This is a genomic window from Aliiroseovarius sp. ABM4_368, assembly GCF_056161205.1.
Genome location: NZ_JBSWYR010000001.1, coordinates 119,173 through 137,155 on the forward strand (window position 1 = coordinate 119,173; position 17,983 = coordinate 137,155).

A 17,983-nucleotide genomic window follows, 5' to 3' on the forward strand; every position below is an offset into this window, starting at 1 on the left:
TCACAGCCCTTCGAACTCGCACAAAACATCCACGCCCATGCCGAGTCCTTCCAATTTCTTACGCCCGCCCAGTTCCGGCAGGTCAACGATGAAGGAACAGCCTACAATCTCGCCGCCCAGACGTTCGATCAGCTTGATCCCTGCCTCGGCTGTGCCGCCTGTGGCCAGCAGATCATCGACCAGCAGAACCTTTTCACCCGGCTGGATCGCGTCGTCATGGACCTCCATCACCGCCTCGCCATATTCCAACGAATAGGCCTCGGACAGGGTCGCACCGGGCAGCTTGCCCTTCTTGCGGATAGGCACAAAGCCCAGCGTCAGTTGGTGTGCAATCGCGCCGCCCAGAATGAACCCACGTGCCTCTAGGCCGACCACCTTGTCGATCTGCATGCCCGCATAGGGGTGCAGCATCTGGTCCACCGCCATGCGGAACCCGCGGGGGTCAGCGAACAATGTGGTTACATCGCGAAACAGGATCCCTTCATGCGGGAAGTCCACGATGGTGCGGATATAGTCTTTGACGGATTTCATGTTTTCCTCTCGGTGATCAATCGCATCGCGGCCTCAAGCGGCCCGCGTTTGAACTTATGCGACCACAGCCAGCTGAACAACGCGGCAAATGTGCAATAGGCGATCGAGATCCAGAAAATTTGCATCGGGCGCAGCGATCCATCCAGCAGCCCAAACGCCTCAAGCGCTACCATCCCGATCACGATATGCGCAACATAGTGGGTTAGGGTCTGGCGGCCGGCCACAATCATCCCGTCGCACAGCCGCCGTATCACAGGCAGTGCCAGTAAAAGCGGCGTGAGCAGCAGCACAGCCCCCAATGCCACCGTGGCCGAGGCCCCACCAGCCAGCATGTAAAGCGGCCCAGCGGGAACAGGCTTGGTCGTCAACAACGCTCCGATTTCCGGGGTGCTCACCAACTCTGCGCTCGCCATTTGCGCGCCAACTGCCACCAGCGATCCACCCAGAGCCATCGCGATCTGAACCGATCGCCGGCCAAGCGCCAACCGGCCCAGCCACATGCCCCACAGCAGGAACGCGGCCCACGGGAACACTGGATGCCAGCCGTTATAGAGCGAATGGCGCAAGAAGCCATCGACGCTCCAGAACCCAGAATAACTCAGTGTGTTCCAGTTCCAGCCCCAGTCGAAATCCAGCATCATCTGCGCGATAAAGCCCGCCAGAACGAACCCCGCCACACCCAACGGCAGCCACGTATCAGACCGGCGCATAAAGCCCATCGCGACAAGGAAATAAAGCGCGTAGAAATGCAGAATATCTGCTTCAAAGATCAGCATATTCAACATGCCAACGGCGAACAGAAAAAGCGCGCGGCGTAGGGTCAGATGCCACGGCGCGCGGCCCAGACTGGCCCCAATCCCTGCCAGCACCACGAACAACGCCGCGGCGCGTCCCTCTAAATTGTTGGTGATCAGCGAGCCGAGATCGGACCCCGAATTCACCTCGGTCACGATGCGAAAATTCACCAGCACCATGCCGACAAAGGCCAAATAGCGGGCAATATCGACCCCGTGCAGACGGCTCACAACGCTCGGCCCGCCACTGCGTCCAGCTTAGCCAACAGCGCTGGGTCACGTTTGTCTGGTGCGGTCATGATGGCCAAGTCCAGCGCACGGTCGCACCCATGCGGGCAGGGCGCGCGATCCGGGCCCAACAACGCTGGCAGACCCGCAACCATCCGCTTGGCCTTGTCACCATTGCCTGTCAGCGTGGCGATCACCTGCGCCACGTCGACCTCGTCATGATCGGGGTGCCAACAATCGTAATCCGTCACCATCGCAACCGAGGCGTAACACAGCTCGGCCTCGCGGGCGAGCTTCGCTTCGGGCATGTTGGTCATACCAATCACATGCGCGCCCCACTGGTCGCGATACATCCGGCTTTCGGCCAACGTTGAGAACTGAGGCCCCTCCATCGCCAGATAAGTCCCGCCCTCGTGCACTGTGACACCGGCATCGCGGGCGGCCCCGGCGCAGGCGGCAGACAGGCGTGGGCAGGTCGGATGGGCGAACCCCACATGGGCCACACAGCCCGATCCAAAGAAACTTTTCGGGCGGGCGAAGGTGCGGTCAATGAATTGATCTACAATAACAAAATCGCCCGGGGCCATCTCTTCCCGGAACGACCCACAGGCTGATACGCTGATCACATCCGTGACCCCAAGCCGCTTTAATGCGTCGATATTGGCACGATACGGCACATCCGAGGGGCTGTGCACATGCCCCCGCCCATGGCGCGGCAGGAAAGACATCTTCACGCCGTTCAACCGGCCCATCAGAACCTGATCAGACGGTGACCCCCACGGGCTGTCCACATCGACCCATTTCGCGTCTTCCAGCCCGTCCATCTGATAAATGCCCGACCCGCCAATGATCCCGATATGCGTGTCCATGCCTGTCTCCTGCTTTGTCTCGGTCGCAGCCTATCGCGCAGGCACGCACCGCGCCATGCAATTGTTGCAGGGCAGCAAGTCAACTGAGGCATTGCCCGACAGGCCCGAAGCCGTTAGATAGCGCCATCGCGAACAATTTCCTACATGAGGTGACCCCGTGGCCCGAGCCCTGCTGGCAAGTTTTGCCAATCGTATCGAACGCCCTGATTTGCGCCTATCGCCCGGCGAGGCATTGACGCCGTCGCGCATCAAGACCGAGCTGCTCTCGGGCCTGACTGTGGCCTTGGCTTTGGTGCCCGAAGCCGTAGCTTTTGCCTTTGTCGCTGGCGTCCACCCACTGGTGGGTCTTTACGCGGCCTTCATGGTCGGGTTGATCACCGCCGTGATTGGCGGTCGTCCGGGCATGATTTCGGGTGCCACCGGGGCGCTTGCTGTTGTCATGGTTGCACTTGTGGCCCAACACGGCGTTGAATACCTTTTTGCGACCGTGATCCTGATGGGACTTTTGCAGGTGTTTGCGGGGGTTATGCATTGGGGCAAGTTCATTCGCTTGGTGCCGCACCCTGTGATGCTGGGATTTGTAAACGGGCTGGCCATCGTTATTTTCCTGGCCCAAATGACCCAGTTTAAGGTGCCGGGAACAGTTGATGTCTCGGGCCATGGTGCTGCGGGCGGTGAATGGCTGTCGGGCACTCCGCTCTTCATGATGCTGGCTCTTGTTGGTTTGACGATGCTGATCATCTGGGGGCTGCCGAAAATCACCTCGATCATCCCGGCACCCTTGGCCGGGATTGGCGTTGTGGCTGGGCTGGTGATTGCATTCGGGATCGACGTGCCGACCGTGGGCGACATGGCTTCGATCAAGGGCGGTTTGCCCAGCTTCCACAACCCGTTCGGCACGGGCGAGGGGCTGTATGGCACCGCGCTTGCGCCGTTTACTTTGGAAACGTTGTGGATCATCCTGCCTTATGCCGTGATCCTGGCCGCGATTGGCCTGATCGAAAGCCTGCTGACCTTGAACCTTGTGGGTGAAATGACAGGCCAACGTGGCGGTGCGTCGCAAGAATGTATCGCGCAAGGCACGTCCAATGTGATTACCGGTTTCTTCGGGGGTATGGGCGGCTGTGCTATGATCGGTCAGTCGATGATTAACGTCCGCTCGGGCGGTCGCACGCGCATCGCGGGCATCGCCGCCGCGGTATTCCTTCTTCTGTTCATCGTCGTCGCCTCCAGCTGGATCGAGATGATTCCGCTGGCTGCACTGGTCGGCGTCATGTTCATGGTGGTGATCGGCACCTTCGCTTGGAACTCGCTGAAAATTCTGCGCCGCGTGCCGCGTACAGATGCCTTCGTGATCCTGCTTGTGACTGCCGTCACCGTCTATGAAGACCTTGCCGTTGCGGTTGTGGTCGGTGTGATCGTGTCTGCACTGGCTTACGCTTGGAACGCTGCCGCCCGCATCCAAGCCATCACCCGCGAGGAAGATGGCACCAAAATTTATGACGTAGAAGGTCCGCTTTTCTTCGGGTCGTCCGATGGATTTATCGAGCTTTTCGACGTCAAAAACGACCCCGACCGCGTCGTGATTGAATTCGCTCGTTCGCGCGTTGTCGACCAATCCGCCCTGCAAGCGATCGAGGCCGTCGCCGCCAAGTACGAAGCGTTGGGCAAGAAGGTACAACTGCGCCATCTCAGCCGCGACTGTCATGACCTGCTGACAAAGGCGGGCCACCTTGTGGTCGACAGCGACGACGACCCGGACTACGAGGTTGCCGCAGACTATTCTGTCCGCACAGGCATTTTGGGCGGGCACTGAGCCCGACCTGACTGGATAAAGGGCGCCGCGGGCGCCCTTTTCGTTGGCAGAGATACCCGGATACCTTTACGACCTGAGGGTCGACAGTCTAGGGCATGGACCGAGGCTGCGCCGGGACTTTAAGGGGCGAGACGTTCAAGGCAATCCAGATCACCAGCTTCAAGCGCGTCACGCGCTTGGGCAATGTGATCAACTGGCCAATCCCACCAAGCCAGTTTGGTTATTCTTGCGATGTCTTTCTCTGAAAGGCGCATGCGCACGACTTGGGCGGGGTTGCCTGAAACGATGGCGTAATCTGGCACGTTCTGACGCACCACTGCACCCGCACCAATGATGGCGCCGTTGCCGATGGTCACGCCTGGGCAGATGATGGCACTGTAGCCCAGCCAAACATCATTCCCGATGATTGTGTCGCGTTTGTCCGGTTGTTCCATTGCAACGTCTGCCAGCGCGAATATCCCAAACGGAAAACTGGTTAACCCAGCAAATTCGTGATTGGCCGACGCGGTTATGAACCGCACACCATGTGCAATCTGGCAGAACTTCCCAATAGAAAGCTGCCCTTCAGACATAGGGAAGTGATAAGGGGCCAAACGTCCGGCCCAGCCGTCGGGCGGTGGGGGATCAAAATCCGAGGCATAGGTGAATTCACCCACATCGATATTGGATTGATCAATTACGTTTGACAGGAAAACCGTGCCGGGATGAAGGGTTCCATCGGGCAAGGTGACAGGGTGGACGCGTTTGGCGTCTGGCAGGGCATAGGGCATGTGATCTCCTTTGAATGTTTCGAAGTCTCAAGCCACTTAATCCATGTCACCCTCCATTGTTTGCGACAGTTTAGCCGCTTTGTGGGGAAGCGTCTATTCCTCGGGGCGCTTCAATTCGAACTTGTCACGCACCACCGAGTAGTCTCGATACCCCAGCCGCGCCAGAGGTCGTGCGTGGGTGATGTCAAATGTCCCGTCGATTATGCAATCGTCGCGCATATGAACGCCTGTCACCTCGCCAAAACAAACGTGATTTGCCTCGCCCGGCAGTTGCGTGATTTGCGTCAGCTTGCATTCAAGCGCGGCAGGGGCGGCGGGCAGGCGGGCGGCGTTGATGGTTTCGCAAGGAACCCAATCCAGACCGGCCTTGTCGATCTCATTCACTTCGCGCCCGTAGACTCCCGCGCTGATATTCATCGCATCGGTCAAATCCTCGGACACCATATGCACGCAGAACACGCCAGTCTGACGAATGTTATCTAGCGAATCCTTTCCCATCTGCCGATCCGCCTTGCCCGTGGTCGTGGCAAACATCACCTGAGGCGGCTCATATGCGACCCCATTGAAAAAGGAATAAGGTGCAAGGTTGTCGCGGCCTTCGGTATCGCGCGTCGTGATCCATGCGATCGGGCGCGGCACGATCAGGGCATTGAACGGATTGTGGGGCAGTCCGTGCCCGTTTTCGGGTTGATAGAACATGGGCTTATCCCTTCCGTTTCATAGCCTTGCCGTGATAGCAGGAACAGAACGAGAAGCCAAAGGCAAGACGAGGGCGGGCCGCTGTATCACCTGGCGCAGGAAACCCAAGATGACTGGTGGGAGGTCGAAGCACTTTATGACTTGTGCTTTGCGCCCGGTCGCGAGGCTTTGTCATCTTATCGTTTGCGCGATGACGTTTCGCCGATCACCGATCTGTCTTTGGTTGCCCGAGATGCAGACGGGGTGTTAGCGGCGGCGATCCGGTATTGGCCCATTTCCATCGTCGGCGATCACACACACAACGCGCTTTTGCTGGGGCCGGTGGCCGTCCACCCAACGCGTCAAGGCGAGGGGTTGGGCGGGCAGTTGATCCGTCAAAGCATCGGACGGGCCGCCAAGCTGGGTTGGGATCGTGTGATGTTGGTCGGGGACGCGCCTTATTATCAACGGTTCGGCTTTACCCGGTTGGACGGGGTTGTAATGCCTCCGCCCACCAACCCTGATCGGGTCTTGGCCTATGATCAGGCAAGCGGATCTTGGGCTGGGGTTCAAGGCGATGTACGCCGCTATGAGGCGGTCCAGCCCTAGCCAGGACCGCCAAGGCCCCTGGATGCCTTAACGAAACGACGCTTGGTTGCGTCGTACAGAAGAAAACACCCCGACAGAGGCTGGCTTTGACTGAGTGCCAATGGTCTGGCGCGCCATACTTTCCAGCCGTTCCTGCCAATAGGGGCTGCGCCGTATTTGCGGCAGTGGATGCCAGATCCGCTGCGCGCGATGATCGCGGGAACGGTCGAGCTTCCATTGATGCGACGGCGCAGGGTGCTTGGGAGCAGTCAGTGTCAGAACGCCCATTCCGATCACGGCGAAGGCCGCGAAAAACCCATAGGCCATAAGGGCTGGGACCATCCCAAATCCTTGCGAAAAAGCAGTGACGGCAGCGATGGTGCCAGTGAAAATGCCGGTAAATAAAACACGAAACAGCATAGGCTTCTCCTAACGCGGTTGGGCCGGGAAAAACCGGGCTGAGACCGCCAAATGTCTTTCAGGATGCGTGCGGATCGATCGGTCCCGTTGCCGGTTTTCCCGAAACGCTCGCGTTGCTGTTCTTACATTGTTCTAATTGTCTGAAGATTTGCCTAACAGGGCGCACATCCCTGAAAAAACTTCATCTCAGGTCGCGTTTTCCGCCAACCATGCTTTGACCGTCGGGCGCACCGATTGCTCGCCTGAGAGGCGGGCTGTGTCGATTACCTCGCGCAGGTCTTCCAGATTGGTGCGTCTTATCAGGCTCTTAACCGGCCCGATCGAGGCCGGCCGCATCGACAAATGCCGCATTCCAATGGCAGAGAAACACACAGCCTCCAGCGGGCGGCCTGCGTCTTCACCGCAGAAGCTCAGTGGCGTGCGTGCCGCGTCACAACGGCTTACGATCTCTTCAATCAGGTTCAAAAACGACACGTTCAGCGTATCGTAACGCCGCCGCACCCGTTCATTTTCCCGGTCCGCCGCATAGAAGAATTGCTTCAGGTCATTGCCGCCGATCGAGATGAAATCCGCCATCTCGAAAAACTGCTGCGGGGCAAACACCATTGAAGGGGTTTCCAGCATCGCGCCGATCTCGACGTTTTCGGGCAGGATATGCCCCAGCGCACGCTCGCGCTCGATCTCGGCCAGAAGCATTTCTCGGGCGTCGCGGAATTCGTCTAGCTGCGCGATGAAGGGGAACATGACGGTCAAGCGGCGCCCAGCGGCGGCGCGGATAAGCGCCTGTAATTGCATCCGCATCACGCCCGGCTTGTCCAAGCCCACGCGGATCGCGCGCCAACCCAAGGCCGGGTTTGGTTCGTCCAGAGGGTTCATGTAAGGCAGCACCTTATCCGATCCGATATCGAGCGTGCGGAAGGTCACCCGCTTGCCTTTGGCCGCGTCCATCACGCGGGCATAGGTCGCGGCCAGATCCCCCCGGCGTGGTACGCGGTCTTCGGTCAGGAACTGCAATTCGGTGCGAAACAGGCCTACCCCATGTGCACCCGAGCTTTCCAGCGACGGAAGATCGGCCATCAGCCCTGCATTCATATGTAGCTTTACCTCGGTTCCGCACAGGCCCATTGCAGGCTTGTCACGCAAGCTGCGATAACGCTCTTGCTGCTTGGCCTCCATCGCCATCTTGTCTCGGAAGGCCGTGACGATCGTGTCCTCGGGGCGCAGATGCACGACGCCCGCTTCGCCATCCACAAGGATATGGTCGCCGTTCAAGGCCTCGGTCGAGATATGGCCGGCTTGAATGATCAAAGGGATCGCAAATGCGCGCGCCACGATCGCGGCGTGGCTGGCGACCGAGCCTTCTTCCAGCACGATGCCGCGCAGCCCACGACCATATTCCAACAGCTCCCCCGGCCCGATATTGGTCGCGATCAGGATCGGGTTCTCTGGCATTTCGGCCCCGGTATCCTTGCCTTGTCCGGTCAGAATGCGCAGAAGCCGGTTCGACAGATCGTCCAAATCATGCAGCCGTTCGCGCAGGTAAGGGTCAGGTACTTGGCTCATCCGGGCGCGCGCGGAGGATTGTTCCTTCTCGACCGCGGCTTCGGCGGATAACCCGCGCGAGATGTCATCAGCCATACGGCGCATCCAGCCCTTAGAATTGGCAAACATCCGGTAAGCTTCCAGAACCTGCATCTGTTCCTTGTCGGTGGTTTGCGAATTCGCCAGCATCTCGTCCACCGACACGCGCAGCATGTCGACTGCGTCGTTCAGGCGGCTCAACTCGATATCCGGGTCGTCCGCCACCGGGTTGGTCACAATCACCCGCGGTTCGTGCAGCCAGACATGGCCTTCGGCAGCACCCTCTTGCGCGACGGATCCCTTGAACATGGCAGGGCGTTGGTGCAGTGCGCCCATCGCTTCGCCTTCACCAACGAAAGCGCCCAGCTCGGTCATTTCGGCCAGCACCATGGCGACAACTTCGATGCCATAGATTTCATCCGGCGAGAAAACCCGCGGCTCTTTTGACTGAATGACCAACACGCCCAGCTTCTCGCCAAGTCGCTGGATGGGCACGCCCAAGAAACTGGAATAGATCTCTTCCCCGGTTTCCGGCATGTACCGAAACCCGCGCTCTGACGGAGCATCTTCCGTGTTCACCACCCGGCCCGAGCGCGCCACGCGCCCCACCAAACCTTCACCCACACGCAGGCGCGTCTGGTGCACGGATTCTGCGTTCAAGCCTTCAGTCGCACACAGCTCAAGCGTTTCTGCGTCCCGGAACAGATAGATCGAGCACACCTCGACCCCAAGGCTTTCTGCAATCAAGGATGTGATGCGGTCCAGCCGTTCTTGCCCTTCGGATGCTGCCGCAAGGGTCTCGCGCAGGCTAACCAAGAGCTTTCGACTGTCGCTTGTTTGGCCTTCTGCCATCTTCATCTATCCCTGTTTATCACGGCGTCTGGGCAGTCCCGAGCCCGGGGCGCGCGCCGTTTGATCAAGCCTTATCCTAGCGGCTCGTTGCCACCTATGCCAGAAACACGTGGCAGAGGCATCAGCAAATTATCGCGCGTTTTGACACACCTAGCACCGTGCATGAAATTTGCGCGCTCGGGCCAGCGAATGTGCGGAACAGAAATATCCCTCTGTGACGGTTTGTGGGACGAAGCGTGGGGGGCGTATTGCGATACGTGAATTTCAGTCTTTTTCGGGTGAGTGGGTTTTGGCTGCGCGGTTCGTCGCCTAAGTTTGTTCCAAAGAACGAAACCAGTGTATTGTGAAAGGACCTTTCCATGGCACCCCGACAGACCAATGGGCGCGGCACGCGCTATGACAGCATTCTGGACACGGTGGGCGACACGCCGACCGTCCGCATCAACCGCATCGCGCCTGAAGGCGTGAATATCTTCGTGAAGATGGAGGCGTTCAACCCAGCCGGATCCGTTAAGGACCGCCTTGCCCTGAACATCATCGAAGCCGCCGAAGCCAGCGGAGCGTTGAAGCCCGGCCAAACGGTGGTTGAAGCCACATCCGGCAATACCGGCATCGGCCTTGCCATGGTTTGCGCGGCCAAGGGCTATCCGCTGGTTGTGACGATGGCTGAAAGCTTCTCTGTCGAGCGGCGCAAGCTGATGCGTTTCCTTGGTGCGAAGGTCGTTCTGACGCCTAAGGAACTCAAGGGCTTTGGCATGTATTCCAAAGCCAAAGAACTGGCCGAGGCCAATGGCTGGTTCCTTGCCAGTCAGTTTGAAACCGACGCCAATGCCGACATCCACGAAAACACCACCGCGCGCGAGATCCTTGCCGATTTCGACGGCGAGCGTCTGGACTATCTGGTCACCGGCTATGGCACTGGCGGCACCGTGACGGGTATCGGGCGTGTTCTGAAAAAAGAACGTCCCGACACCAAGATTATCCTGACCGAACCGGCCAATGCAGCACTTGTCGCGTCCGGTTACGTGAACACCCGCAACGAAGATAACCAGCCCACCGAAGGCCACCCGGACTTCAACCCGCACCCCATCCAAGGCTGGACCCCGGACTTCATCCCCCACGTCCTGCAAGAGGCGCTTGACAACGGGCTTTATGATGAACTGACCTCGGTCCCCGGCCCGGACGGCATCAAGTGGTCCCAACGTCTGGCCGCCGAGGAAGGCATCTTCGTCGGCATCTCGGCAGGCGCAACCTTCGCCACCGCGATCGAGACCGCAAAAAATGCCCCGGAAGGGTCCAACATCCTCGTCATGCTGCCCGACACCGGCGAACGCTACCTCTCGACCCCGCTGTTCGAAGGCGTCGAAGAAGTGATGAGCGAAGACGAATTGGCAATCTCGCGCTCGACGCCTTACGGACAGATGTAAGCGCGACGCGATAGACGAACAACAGCCCGCTGGATTGGTGGGCTGTTTTGTCACCCTCATGGGTTGATACAAGTCCTCTGGTTGCTTATCTCAAGGTGAATAGGTCATCTGAGAGAGCAAATGGGCAAAACGAAGTTTATTTATTCTTTTTCAGTATTTTATTCAGTTTACGTTCTAGGCGTCAGTGGCTTCACCCTATTTGCCGCACTGCAAGACGACTCCCGTAAAAATGCTCTTCTATATGCGCTGACAATTCTCTGTCTGACAAAGGGGGCGTTCCTAATTCGCCCGACCAAAACTGTTCCAGTAGTCAGGCACATCGCAACTCAATCCGGATCGGGTATATTTCGCTTTATCTTCGCCATTTTGATGTTTGCCCCGCTGGTTCCGATGATGGCCGCGTCTGGCGTTTTGTTCTGGATTGCGCTCATGAGCGCCGCTGGTTTCTTTTGGGTGTTCGTATTCCCCGGCACGGCATTTGCTGGAGTTAAGTCGGTCGCCGCCAAGACAATGACGCGGCATGAACTGCTCGATTTGGTTTTACAGAGAATACGTGGGAATCTGGCGCTAAGGGTGATCAGTGCATTGAATGCGCTGGTGTTTATTACCCTTCTCCTAGCTGGATTGTTCACGCATCAGACGCTTCCTACACCTTTTTGGGCATCAGCCTCCGTTTGGGTGGCACTGGTACTGGCTGCGACGAATCTCGGGCTTATGTTCTACCCTTATGCGCTTTGCCTGCCGCGTGACGCTCGAACGGCGACATATCCAAGCTGGGCAGTATTTGCCGTATTGTCATTCGCGGGCCTTAGTCTGATCTATGTGCCTGCTATACGCGATGGGGCCGCCACTTTACTTGCCAGTTTCAGCGGGTACGAGCGCGCTGAACAGTTTGAGGTGCTTCGCGTGCGTCCCGATAGCTATCGTAAGGGTTGTAACGGATCTTTGTTTATCAAAACATCAACTGGCCCAACTGAGTTTTGCAATCTGAAGCGCTCGTTCCTGCGAAACCTTGAAGGTCGCCAGTACGTCATCATCAACGGTCAAAAAACCGCACTTGGCTTGGTAGTTTTGTCACTAGAAATTAAGCCGGAAGCTATGACCGACTAGCGGTTCTTCGCGCAACGGGTAGCCACTCGCTTTAACCAGCAAGAAACGGATTGGCCTTCGCGGCAAATCCCGCCATCTCTATTGGGCAACACCACAGGACACCGCCCAATGACCCAACCCGCCCTCCAAATGGACCGCACCGCATGGATCATGCTGATCGCGCTGGCTGCAGTCTGGGGTGGGTCGTTTTTCTTTGCTGAACTTGCGTTGGCCGAGGTGCCGCCTCTGACCATCACGTTGCATCGCGTCGTTTGGACCATTCCCATTCTGGCGGTGATCGTGGCGATGAAACGCATCCCGATCCCGCGAAATCCACGGATCTGGCTCGGCTATCTGGGCATGGGCGCATTGAACAACGCGATCCCGTTTTCGCTGATTTTCTGGGGGCAGACGCAGATTGAAAGCGGGTTGGCCTCGATCCTGAACGGCACCACAGCGATGTTCGGCGCAGTCGTCGCGGGCGTCCTATTGGTCGACGAACCCCTGACTGGGCGTAAGATCGCAGGCGCCCTTCTGGGCCTGATCGGCGTCGGCGTCATCATGGGCCCCGAGGCCGTTTCCGGCTTCAACCCCGCCAACCTTGCACAGCTGGCCATTCTTGGGGCCGCGCTGTCATACGCCTTTGCCAGCGTCTGGGGCCGGGTCATGCTGGCGGGTCAACCGCCGCTGATGAACGCGCTGGGCATGGTGACGGCCAGCGCTTTGATCATGACCCCAGTGGTCTGGATGACAGACGGCGCTCCAACCCTCGCTCTAACCGCCACAACATGGGCCGCGCTCCTCGGCCTTGCCGCTCTGTCCACTGCGCTGGCCTATGTGCTCTACTTTGCGATCCTCGTAAGGGCAGGGGCTGCGAACCTGATGCTGGTCACACTTCTGATCCCGCCCTTCGCCATTGGCTTGGGCGCGCTGTTCCTTGGTGAACGCATCGGTCCCGTGGCATGGCTGGGCTTCGCTATCATCGCGGTCGGGTTTGCGGTGAATGACGGGCGGCTGTTCATGCGTGGGCGTTAAACAGGGATCAGTCCCAGCTTTCGCAATCTGAAATCAGATTTAGCTGTCGACCTCTTGAGAGCTGAACTCTTCGCGCAGCCCTGCCAAAAGCGCCTGATCCGCCTTGGGGTCTGCCGCATAAATCCCGAACGCCTCGTCGATCAGGTCTTGTCGACCGGCCGATCTGAGAGGGGGCAGGCATTTCGAGAAAAACTTTTCTTGCAGGGTGAAAAAGGGGAGGGTTTTCAGGTGGCTGAAGACCTCTTCCACCATGCCTGAATCCTTTTGGCGCGCGAAATGTTTCAACTGCTTGATGAAGAACGACACCTTGATTTTTTCCCAACGCGGCCCTTTGCGAACAATGCCAGCGCACTTGTCTAGCAAAGCCAGTTTATCATCCCACGCCACATCGGGCTCCGAGGCTTTCGCAACCAATGCCTCGGGTGTGTTCAGAACGGCATCGTACATCGCGTCATAGTCATCCTTGTTCAGCGGGCGTTGGCTAATCGTTTTGATGACCCGTTTGATCACCCCGGTTTCAAGCAGCATGGACATAGGGATGTGCTTTTGCCCCAGCATCTGAAGTTCGTCTTTCATGTCGAAGTTGGTCAACATATCGACGTGCTTCTTATCCACGGCGTGATCGACACAATAGAAGATATGACATGCTTCACAGACGGGCGTCAGCTTCGAAACATCGACATGTTTGCTGTCGAGACAGTCCAAAAGTTCTTCGCGCAAATGCATGAAACGGCGTTCTTCCGGGATGACATCGGCAAACGGGCTGACTTGAGGAGAAATGCAGACGACGCTGGAGCCTTCGATGATTGTACCAGCAATCAGGGCCCCAGTACCGCCCATCGACAGGCCATAGCAGATGACACGAGATTTGGATGCGCGAATGCCTTCAAATGTTTCACTTCGAAAAAACTCGTCCCAATCGCCACGCATATACCAATCGGAGTGGGCCGGCTTCACGGCCATGACGCTATAGCCTTGATTGATCAGCATATCTTCGCCCCACCCATCCCGCGTGGTATGGTCGGACTTCGTCATATGGGCGTGGTCGAAGGTGACCCACAGCACATCATTTCCTTCGGTGTAGGAAATGACATAGTTCGGATCTTCGTAGATGGGCGTTTTCATTTGGTACTCCGACAATCGGTAAAGGCCTGATATGTTGTGCAAGGTCGCAGCATTTCAGAAGCCGTCACGACCAAGCACGCGTCTTTCGATGTGCTATAAGGCTTATAGTACCCCATGTTTCTTGCTGTCCAGTTAAGCTGTCTGGGTCGACTTACTCGGCCTAGACACTCTGCACGCCGTGCATGGCCTGCGCGCTTTCCGTACCGGCCCCGCAGATCGCAGGTGCCTTCCCGATCAGAGTGTCATTCCGCAGCGCCTCGACCATGAACAGGGCAAAGTCCGTCCGACGGGTCATGTTGGATGCTAGCAGAGGGTCCTGCACATGCTCGGCCCAAACCGGCAGTCCTTGGCTTTCGCCTTCTTCAAGGTCCGAGCCGCGCACGACGGTCCATTTGGTATCTGACTTGAAAATCAAGTCACAAGCGCGGTACTGATCGTCAATCTCGACCAATCGCAGCCATTTCAACAGCGGGCTGAGGAATGTGATGATCGCATTGATTTTCCACGAGAAACGATCCTTCCCGTCCAGAGTGATGTGCCACCCGCAGGAATAGATCAGCCGCGCCCCCGGCTTGGCGTAATCCATAACGGCCTGTGCGGTGCCAGACGAATACCGCTGCACGCCCCACGGAGCCAACACAGTTAACACACCTTCGCAGCCCTCCACCGCCCGCCGGATCACGTCGCGGTCATTGGTTTTGCCGGGGAACAGCGTGATCCGATCGCCATGTTCCGCCATCATTGCGTCCAGCTTTCCCACGCTTTTTTCTCGGCACACGCCATTCACGTGATAGCCGCGCTCAAGCGCGTGTTTAAGCATATATTGTCCAAGTTTGCCGGATATCCCGACGATGCAGATGCGTTTCATGTCTGTGGCCTTACCTTACAGCGTAAGTTAAATTGGGACTTGATATAAACTTACACTGTAAGTAAATCAAGTATGAGCAAGTGAAAGGGTGCAAGTGGCTAAGAAATCAGGGAAAACGTCGAAATTGACACGCGACGCGATCATAGCCGCCGCGGTGAAACTGGCAGATGACGCTGGATCCGAATCGCTGTCTATGCGCAAGCTCGCCGCCGCTTTGGGGGTCGAGGCGATGTCGCTTTACAACCATTTCGCTAATAAGGATGCTTTGCTAATGGGCATGGTAGACTGGGCCATTTCGCAGATCCCGTTGCCCAATCCGAATGGCCCTTGGCAGGATGAACTCCGCGCTCGTGCTCACAATGCCTACGCCGTGTTCAAGCGCCACCCATGGACCATTCAACTGATGGTGTCGTTGCCCAACACCGGCCCCAACGTGCTGGCCTATGTCGAGGCAACGCTGGCCGTGATGACCAATGCGGGCTTCGACTTGATCGATGCCGACCACGCTTGGAATCTGATGGACAGCCACATTTATGGCTTCACGTTGCAAGAGCTGAACTTCCCTTTCGCCCCCGAAGAATATGCCGAGGTGACCCAAGCCCACCTTCACTTGATCCCCGTGGGCACCTATCCCAACCTGCACGCTATGGCTCAGAAAGTTGCTGCCCGCGAATATGATGGGCTGCACAATTTCGCGCAGGGCGTGGAGTTGATCATTGCGGGGTTGGAGCGAGATGGCCGGTGAATAAGTAGGCGCGCCTATCCAATTGAAAGATCGTCATCATCTAGTGACGGCGCGAATACCTCTTTCGGCTTCAAAGCAAACTTCGAATTGGTACTTTTTGCCTCGATCATCCTGTCACACCGAAAAACGCGAGGCCCATTTCGCAGATGGTCAAAAGCGACGACGTACCAGATCGGGTATTTTAGAAGAAGATAGTGGGGCTCAATTTGCCGCTGCGATTGCATTCCATCTTCACGCTGGTATCGAACCTCAAGAATCTCTTGGTCGACGAACGCTTGGTGCAAGGCTTGTACGATACGTTTCGGGGGTGCATTTGCCCCTGCCTGAACATAGGTCGAAGCCGTGACCCCGATCAGAATGCGGGATTTCAGCCGGTTCACCTTGGCACGCTTCTCGGATGAGAATGACGCTTCTAGCTGCCGTTTAATTGCCCCGAGATTGGCCAAAAACAGGGCGGAATCCATCTTCTCGGCCACTGCAATGCTGATCAACAGATCAACCGCTTCAGCATAGGACAGGTTTAGTCGCCCGACACCCCAACGCTGATCAAGTCGTACGCCACCTCCGCGTCCTCGATCTGCGTCGATCTGCATGCCTTGATCCCGCATTAACGCCAAATCCCGGGTGATAGTACGCGGACTGACCCCGTGCTGACGTGCCAGATCGCCAACCGTGCAATGCGTGTCCCGCTTCAGTTCGGCAGCCAGAAGTTCCAGGCGTTTAAGTTTTTTGGGTGTCGTTGTGCGCGCCATAATCAAATAGGACACAAAATGACGCATTAATCAATACAACCGGGGCCAGATGGATTCGACTCGCGCGTTGTGCGCGGGTGACCTAACAGGAGACCCCTTATGAAAATGAACTATTTCGTCGTCGGCACCAACGATATGAATGCTGCGCAAGGCTTCTATACCGCGCTGTTTTCATCCTTCGGGCTGCAAAGCATGTCACCCTCGGAACGTATGACCTATTGGGTTGGTGATGATTTTGCCTTTGCGGTTGCTAACCCGTTTGATGAAAACCCTGCCACCGTCGGAAATGGGATGATGGTCGGTTTTGCGGTTGGAGGAGCTGAAGATGTCACCAAAATCCACGCGCGTGCGTTGGAGCTTGGCGGCACCTGTGAGGGTAAACCGGGACAGCGTGGGCCGAAATTCTCGGCATATGTACGGGATCTGGATGGGAATAAGCTGTGCTTTTCTGACTGACGAAGCAAGGGGGTGGTAAAGCCCCCAAAGCGTTTCGGCAGACCTGTTCTAAACAAAAAACGGCCCCGCATCCTTGCGAGGCCGTTCCTGTTCTCAGACCTAAGGGCCCGTATACCTTACGCTTTCTCCAGCTCGAACGCGTCATGCAGTGCCTGTACGGCCAGCTCCATGTATTTGCGGTCGATCAGGACCGAGATCTTGATTTCCGAGGTGGTGATCACCTTGATGTTCACGCCCTCTTTGGACAACACGTCAAACATCTTGGCCGCGATCCCCGCTTGGCTACGCATGCCGATGCCGACGATCGACACTTTCGCCACATCCTGATCCGCCACCATGTCGTGGAAATTGATGTCGCCCGACGCCTTGGCGTCGGTCATGGCTTTTTCAGCGCGCGCCACCTGATCCACCGGGCACGAGAAGGTCATGTCCGTGCGACCCTCTTCCGAGATGTTTTGCACGATCATATCCACGTTCACGCCAGCGTCTGCCAGCGGGGTGAAGATTGCCGATGCGATGCCGGGGCGGTCTGCCACCGAAATCAGGGTCATTTTCGCTTCGTCGCGGCTGTATGCGACGCCAGAAACTACATTGCTTTCCACGATATCCTCCTCGTCGCAGACCAGCGTGCCTGCTTCCGGGTCATATTCTTCGAAACTGCTTAGAACCCGCAGTTTCACCTTATAGCGCATTGCCAGCTCGACCGAGCGGGTCTGCAGAACTTTGGCACCCAGCGATGCCAGCTCCAGCATTTCCTCGAATGCGATCTTGTCCAGCTTGCGCGCCTTGTCCGAGATGCGCGGGTCGGTCGTATAGACGCCGTCCACGTCGGTATAGATGTCGCATCGCTCGGCCCCGAAGGCGGCGGCAAATGCTACGGCCGTGGTGTCCGATCCACCCCGGCCCAGAGTTGTGATCCGGCCATCATCCGCGATGCCCTGAAAACCCGCTACAACGGCGACGCGCATCCCTTCGCCGAACTTGGCCATGATGTTGTCGGTCGGGATTTCTTCAATCCGCGCGGCCGAGTGCACGCCGGTGGTCTTTACCGGCACCTGCCAGCCCTGCCAGCTGCGTGCAGGGACTTCCATCTCTTGCAAGCGCAGCGACATCAGCCCTGCGGTCACCTGCTCGCCCGAGCTGACCACCGCGTCATATTCGCGTGCGTCATACAGATGCGAGGTTTCGTTCACCCAGCCCACCAGCTCGTTCGTCTTGCCCGACATGGCCGAGACGATGACGATCACGTCATAGCCATTGGCCACCTCACGCGCGACCCGCTTCGAGGCCCGGTGGATCCGATCCAGATTGGCGACCGATGTGCCGCCGAATTTCATCACCAGAATAGGCATGCTGCCC

General features: G+C 57.6%; 18 protein-coding genes. 7 read left to right on the forward strand and 11 right to left on the reverse strand.

The window, feature by feature from the left end:
• From ACXAH3_RS00600 to ACXAH3_RS00610, 3 genes are read right to left on the reverse strand one after another with little or no spacing between them, the layout of a single operon-like run.
• A complete protein-coding gene (locus ACXAH3_RS00600; protein WP_474860126.1) occupies positions 1–531 on the reverse strand; it encodes an adenine phosphoribosyltransferase in 531 nt (176 codons plus the stop codon).
• Positions 528–1,556: a DUF418 domain-containing protein gene (locus ACXAH3_RS00605; RefSeq protein WP_474860127.1), complete on the reverse strand. Its 1,029-nt coding sequence runs from the start codon at positions 1,554–1,556 to the stop codon at positions 528–530. The genes ACXAH3_RS00600 and ACXAH3_RS00605 overlap by 4 nt, the downstream gene beginning before the upstream one ends.
• On the reverse strand, positions 1,553–2,422 hold the full coding sequence (locus ACXAH3_RS00610) for an S-methyl-5'-thioadenosine phosphorylase (protein WP_474860128.1): 870 nt from the start codon (positions 2,420–2,422) through the stop codon (positions 1,553–1,555). The genes ACXAH3_RS00605 and ACXAH3_RS00610 overlap by 4 nt, the downstream gene beginning before the upstream one ends.
• A gap of 157 nt (positions 2,423–2,579) precedes the next feature.
• Between ACXAH3_RS00610 and ACXAH3_RS00615 the strand changes: the two genes are divergently transcribed.
• A complete protein-coding gene (locus tag ACXAH3_RS00615) occupies positions 2,580–4,238 on the forward strand; it encodes a SulP family inorganic anion transporter (RefSeq protein ID WP_474860129.1) in 1,659 nt (552 codons plus the stop codon).
• 119 nt (positions 4,239–4,357) lie between these two features.
• Here the strand turns inward: ACXAH3_RS00615 and ACXAH3_RS00620 are convergent, their stop codons facing one another.
• A complete protein-coding gene (locus ACXAH3_RS00620) occupies positions 4,358–5,008 on the reverse strand; it encodes a CatB-related O-acetyltransferase (RefSeq protein ID WP_474860130.1) in 651 nt (216 codons plus the stop codon).
• Between the two features lie 93 nt (positions 5,009–5,101).
• Entirely contained in the window at positions 5,102–5,707 is a 606-nt protein-coding gene (locus ACXAH3_RS00625; protein WP_474860131.1) for a flavin reductase family protein, read from the reverse strand.
• Between the two features lie 81 nt (positions 5,708–5,788).
• Between ACXAH3_RS00625 and ACXAH3_RS00630 the strand changes: the two genes are divergently transcribed.
• Positions 5,789–6,295, forward strand: coding sequence for a GNAT family N-acetyltransferase (locus ACXAH3_RS00630; protein WP_474861131.1), 507 nt, complete (start codon positions 5,789–5,791; stop codon positions 6,293–6,295).
• A 27-nt stretch (positions 6,296–6,322) separates the two neighbouring features.
• On the opposite strand, the gene ACXAH3_RS00635 is transcribed toward ACXAH3_RS00630, so the two are convergent.
• Positions 6,323–6,694 carry a hypothetical protein gene (locus ACXAH3_RS00635; protein WP_474860132.1) on the reverse strand — a complete coding sequence of 124 codons (372 nt, stop codon included), beginning with the start codon at positions 6,692–6,694 and terminating at the stop codon, positions 6,323–6,325.
• Between the two features lie 186 nt (positions 6,695–6,880).
• Positions 6,881–9,127, reverse strand: a complete 2,247-nt coding sequence (gene ptsP, locus ACXAH3_RS00640; protein ID WP_474860133.1) for a phosphoenolpyruvate--protein phosphotransferase — start codon at positions 9,125–9,127, stop codon at positions 6,881–6,883.
• Positions 9,128–9,486: 359 nt separating this feature from the next.
• Here ptsP and cysK point away from each other — a divergent pair, with 359 nt between their 5' ends.
• The 3 genes from cysK (at position 9,487) to ACXAH3_RS00655 (ending at position 12,678) form a co-directional block, all read left to right on the forward strand.
• Positions 9,487–10,554 (forward strand): cysteine synthase A, encoded by a 1,068-nt coding sequence (gene cysK, locus ACXAH3_RS00645; protein WP_474860134.1) that lies wholly within the window; start codon positions 9,487–9,489, stop codon positions 10,552–10,554.
• A 120-nt stretch (positions 10,555–10,674) separates the two neighbouring features.
• Entirely contained in the window at positions 10,675–11,664 is a 990-nt protein-coding gene (locus ACXAH3_RS00650) for a hypothetical protein (protein WP_474860135.1), read from the forward strand.
• A 108-nt stretch (positions 11,665–11,772) separates the two neighbouring features.
• Complete coding sequence (locus ACXAH3_RS00655) at positions 11,773–12,678, forward strand: DMT family transporter (RefSeq protein WP_474860136.1); 906 nt, start codon at positions 11,773–11,775, stop codon at positions 12,676–12,678.
• Positions 12,679–12,717: 39 nt separating this feature from the next.
• Here the strand turns inward: ACXAH3_RS00655 and ACXAH3_RS00660 are convergent, their stop codons facing one another.
• Together ACXAH3_RS00660 and ACXAH3_RS00665 are read right to left on the reverse strand one after the other, a co-directional pair.
• Entirely contained in the window at positions 12,718–13,803 is a 1,086-nt protein-coding gene (locus ACXAH3_RS00660; protein ID WP_474860137.1) for a hypothetical protein, read from the reverse strand.
• 160 nt (positions 13,804–13,963) lie between these two features.
• Positions 13,964–14,671, reverse strand: a complete 708-nt coding sequence (locus tag ACXAH3_RS00665) for an NAD(P)H-binding protein (RefSeq protein WP_474860138.1) — start codon at positions 14,669–14,671, stop codon at positions 13,964–13,966.
• 94 nt (positions 14,672–14,765) lie between these two features.
• Between ACXAH3_RS00665 and ACXAH3_RS00670 the strand changes: the two genes are divergently transcribed.
• Positions 14,766–15,416: a TetR/AcrR family transcriptional regulator gene (locus ACXAH3_RS00670; protein ID WP_474860139.1), complete on the forward strand. Its 651-nt coding sequence runs from the start codon at positions 14,766–14,768 to the stop codon at positions 15,414–15,416.
• A 14-nt stretch (positions 15,417–15,430) separates the two neighbouring features.
• Here the strand turns inward: ACXAH3_RS00670 and ACXAH3_RS00675 are convergent, their stop codons facing one another.
• Positions 15,431–16,183 (reverse strand): helix-turn-helix transcriptional regulator, encoded by a 753-nt coding sequence (locus ACXAH3_RS00675; protein ID WP_474860140.1) that lies wholly within the window; start codon positions 16,181–16,183, stop codon positions 15,431–15,433.
• 84 nt (positions 16,184–16,267) lie between these two features.
• Between ACXAH3_RS00675 and ACXAH3_RS00680 the strand changes: the two genes are divergently transcribed.
• The gene (locus tag ACXAH3_RS00680) at positions 16,268–16,624 is read left to right on the forward strand and encodes a VOC family protein (protein ID WP_474860141.1); all 357 of its coding nucleotides are present in this window, start codon (positions 16,268–16,270) and stop codon (positions 16,622–16,624) included.
• Positions 16,625–16,740: 116 nt separating this feature from the next.
• On the opposite strand, the gene ACXAH3_RS00685 is transcribed toward ACXAH3_RS00680, so the two are convergent.
• Positions 16,741–17,976: an aspartate kinase gene (locus ACXAH3_RS00685; RefSeq protein ID WP_474860142.1), complete on the reverse strand. Its 1,236-nt coding sequence runs from the start codon at positions 17,974–17,976 to the stop codon at positions 16,741–16,743.
• Positions 17,977–17,983: the final 7 nt, after the last annotated feature.

What these genes read in the sequence shown, in the direction of transcription:
- ACXAH3_RS00600 (WP_474860126.1), bottom strand. Translation starts at nt 531, where the DNA reads ATGAAATCCGTCAAAGACTATATCCGCACCATCGTGGACTTCCCGCAT.
- ACXAH3_RS00610 (WP_474860128.1), bottom strand. Translation starts at nt 2,422, where the DNA reads ATGGACACGCATATCGGGATCATTGGCGGGTCGGGCATTTATCAGATG.
- ACXAH3_RS00620 (WP_474860130.1), bottom strand. Translation starts at nt 5,008, where the DNA reads ATGCCCTATGCCCTGCCAGACGCCAAACGCGTCCACCCTGTCACCTTG.
- ACXAH3_RS00625 (WP_474860131.1), bottom strand. Translation starts at nt 5,707, where the DNA reads ATGTTCTATCAACCCGAAAACGGGCACGGACTGCCCCACAATCCGTTC.
- ACXAH3_RS00635 (WP_474860132.1), bottom strand. Translation starts at nt 6,694, where the DNA reads ATGCTGTTTCGTGTTTTATTTACCGGCATTTTCACTGGCACCATCGCT.
- ptsP (WP_474860133.1), bottom strand. Translation starts at nt 9,127, where the DNA reads ATGGCAGAAGGCCAAACAAGCGACAGTCGAAAGCTCTTGGTTAGCCTG.
- cysK (WP_474860134.1), top strand. Translation starts at nt 9,487, where the DNA reads ATGGCACCCCGACAGACCAATGGGCGCGGCACGCGCTATGACAGCATT.
- ACXAH3_RS00650 (WP_474860135.1), top strand. Translation starts at nt 10,675, where the DNA reads ATGGGCAAAACGAAGTTTATTTATTCTTTTTCAGTATTTTATTCAGTT.
- ACXAH3_RS00655 (WP_474860136.1), top strand. Translation starts at nt 11,773, where the DNA reads ATGACCCAACCCGCCCTCCAAATGGACCGCACCGCATGGATCATGCTG.
- ACXAH3_RS00660 (WP_474860137.1), bottom strand. Translation starts at nt 13,803, where the DNA reads ATGAAAACGCCCATCTACGAAGATCCGAACTATGTCATTTCCTACACC.
- ACXAH3_RS00665 (WP_474860138.1), bottom strand. Translation starts at nt 14,671, where the DNA reads ATGAAACGCATCTGCATCGTCGGGATATCCGGCAAACTTGGACAATAT.
- ACXAH3_RS00680 (WP_474860141.1), top strand. Translation starts at nt 16,268, where the DNA reads ATGAAAATGAACTATTTCGTCGTCGGCACCAACGATATGAATGCTGCG.
- ACXAH3_RS00685 (WP_474860142.1), bottom strand. Translation starts at nt 17,976, where the DNA reads ATGCCTATTCTGGTGATGAAATTCGGCGGCACATCGGTCGCCAATCTG.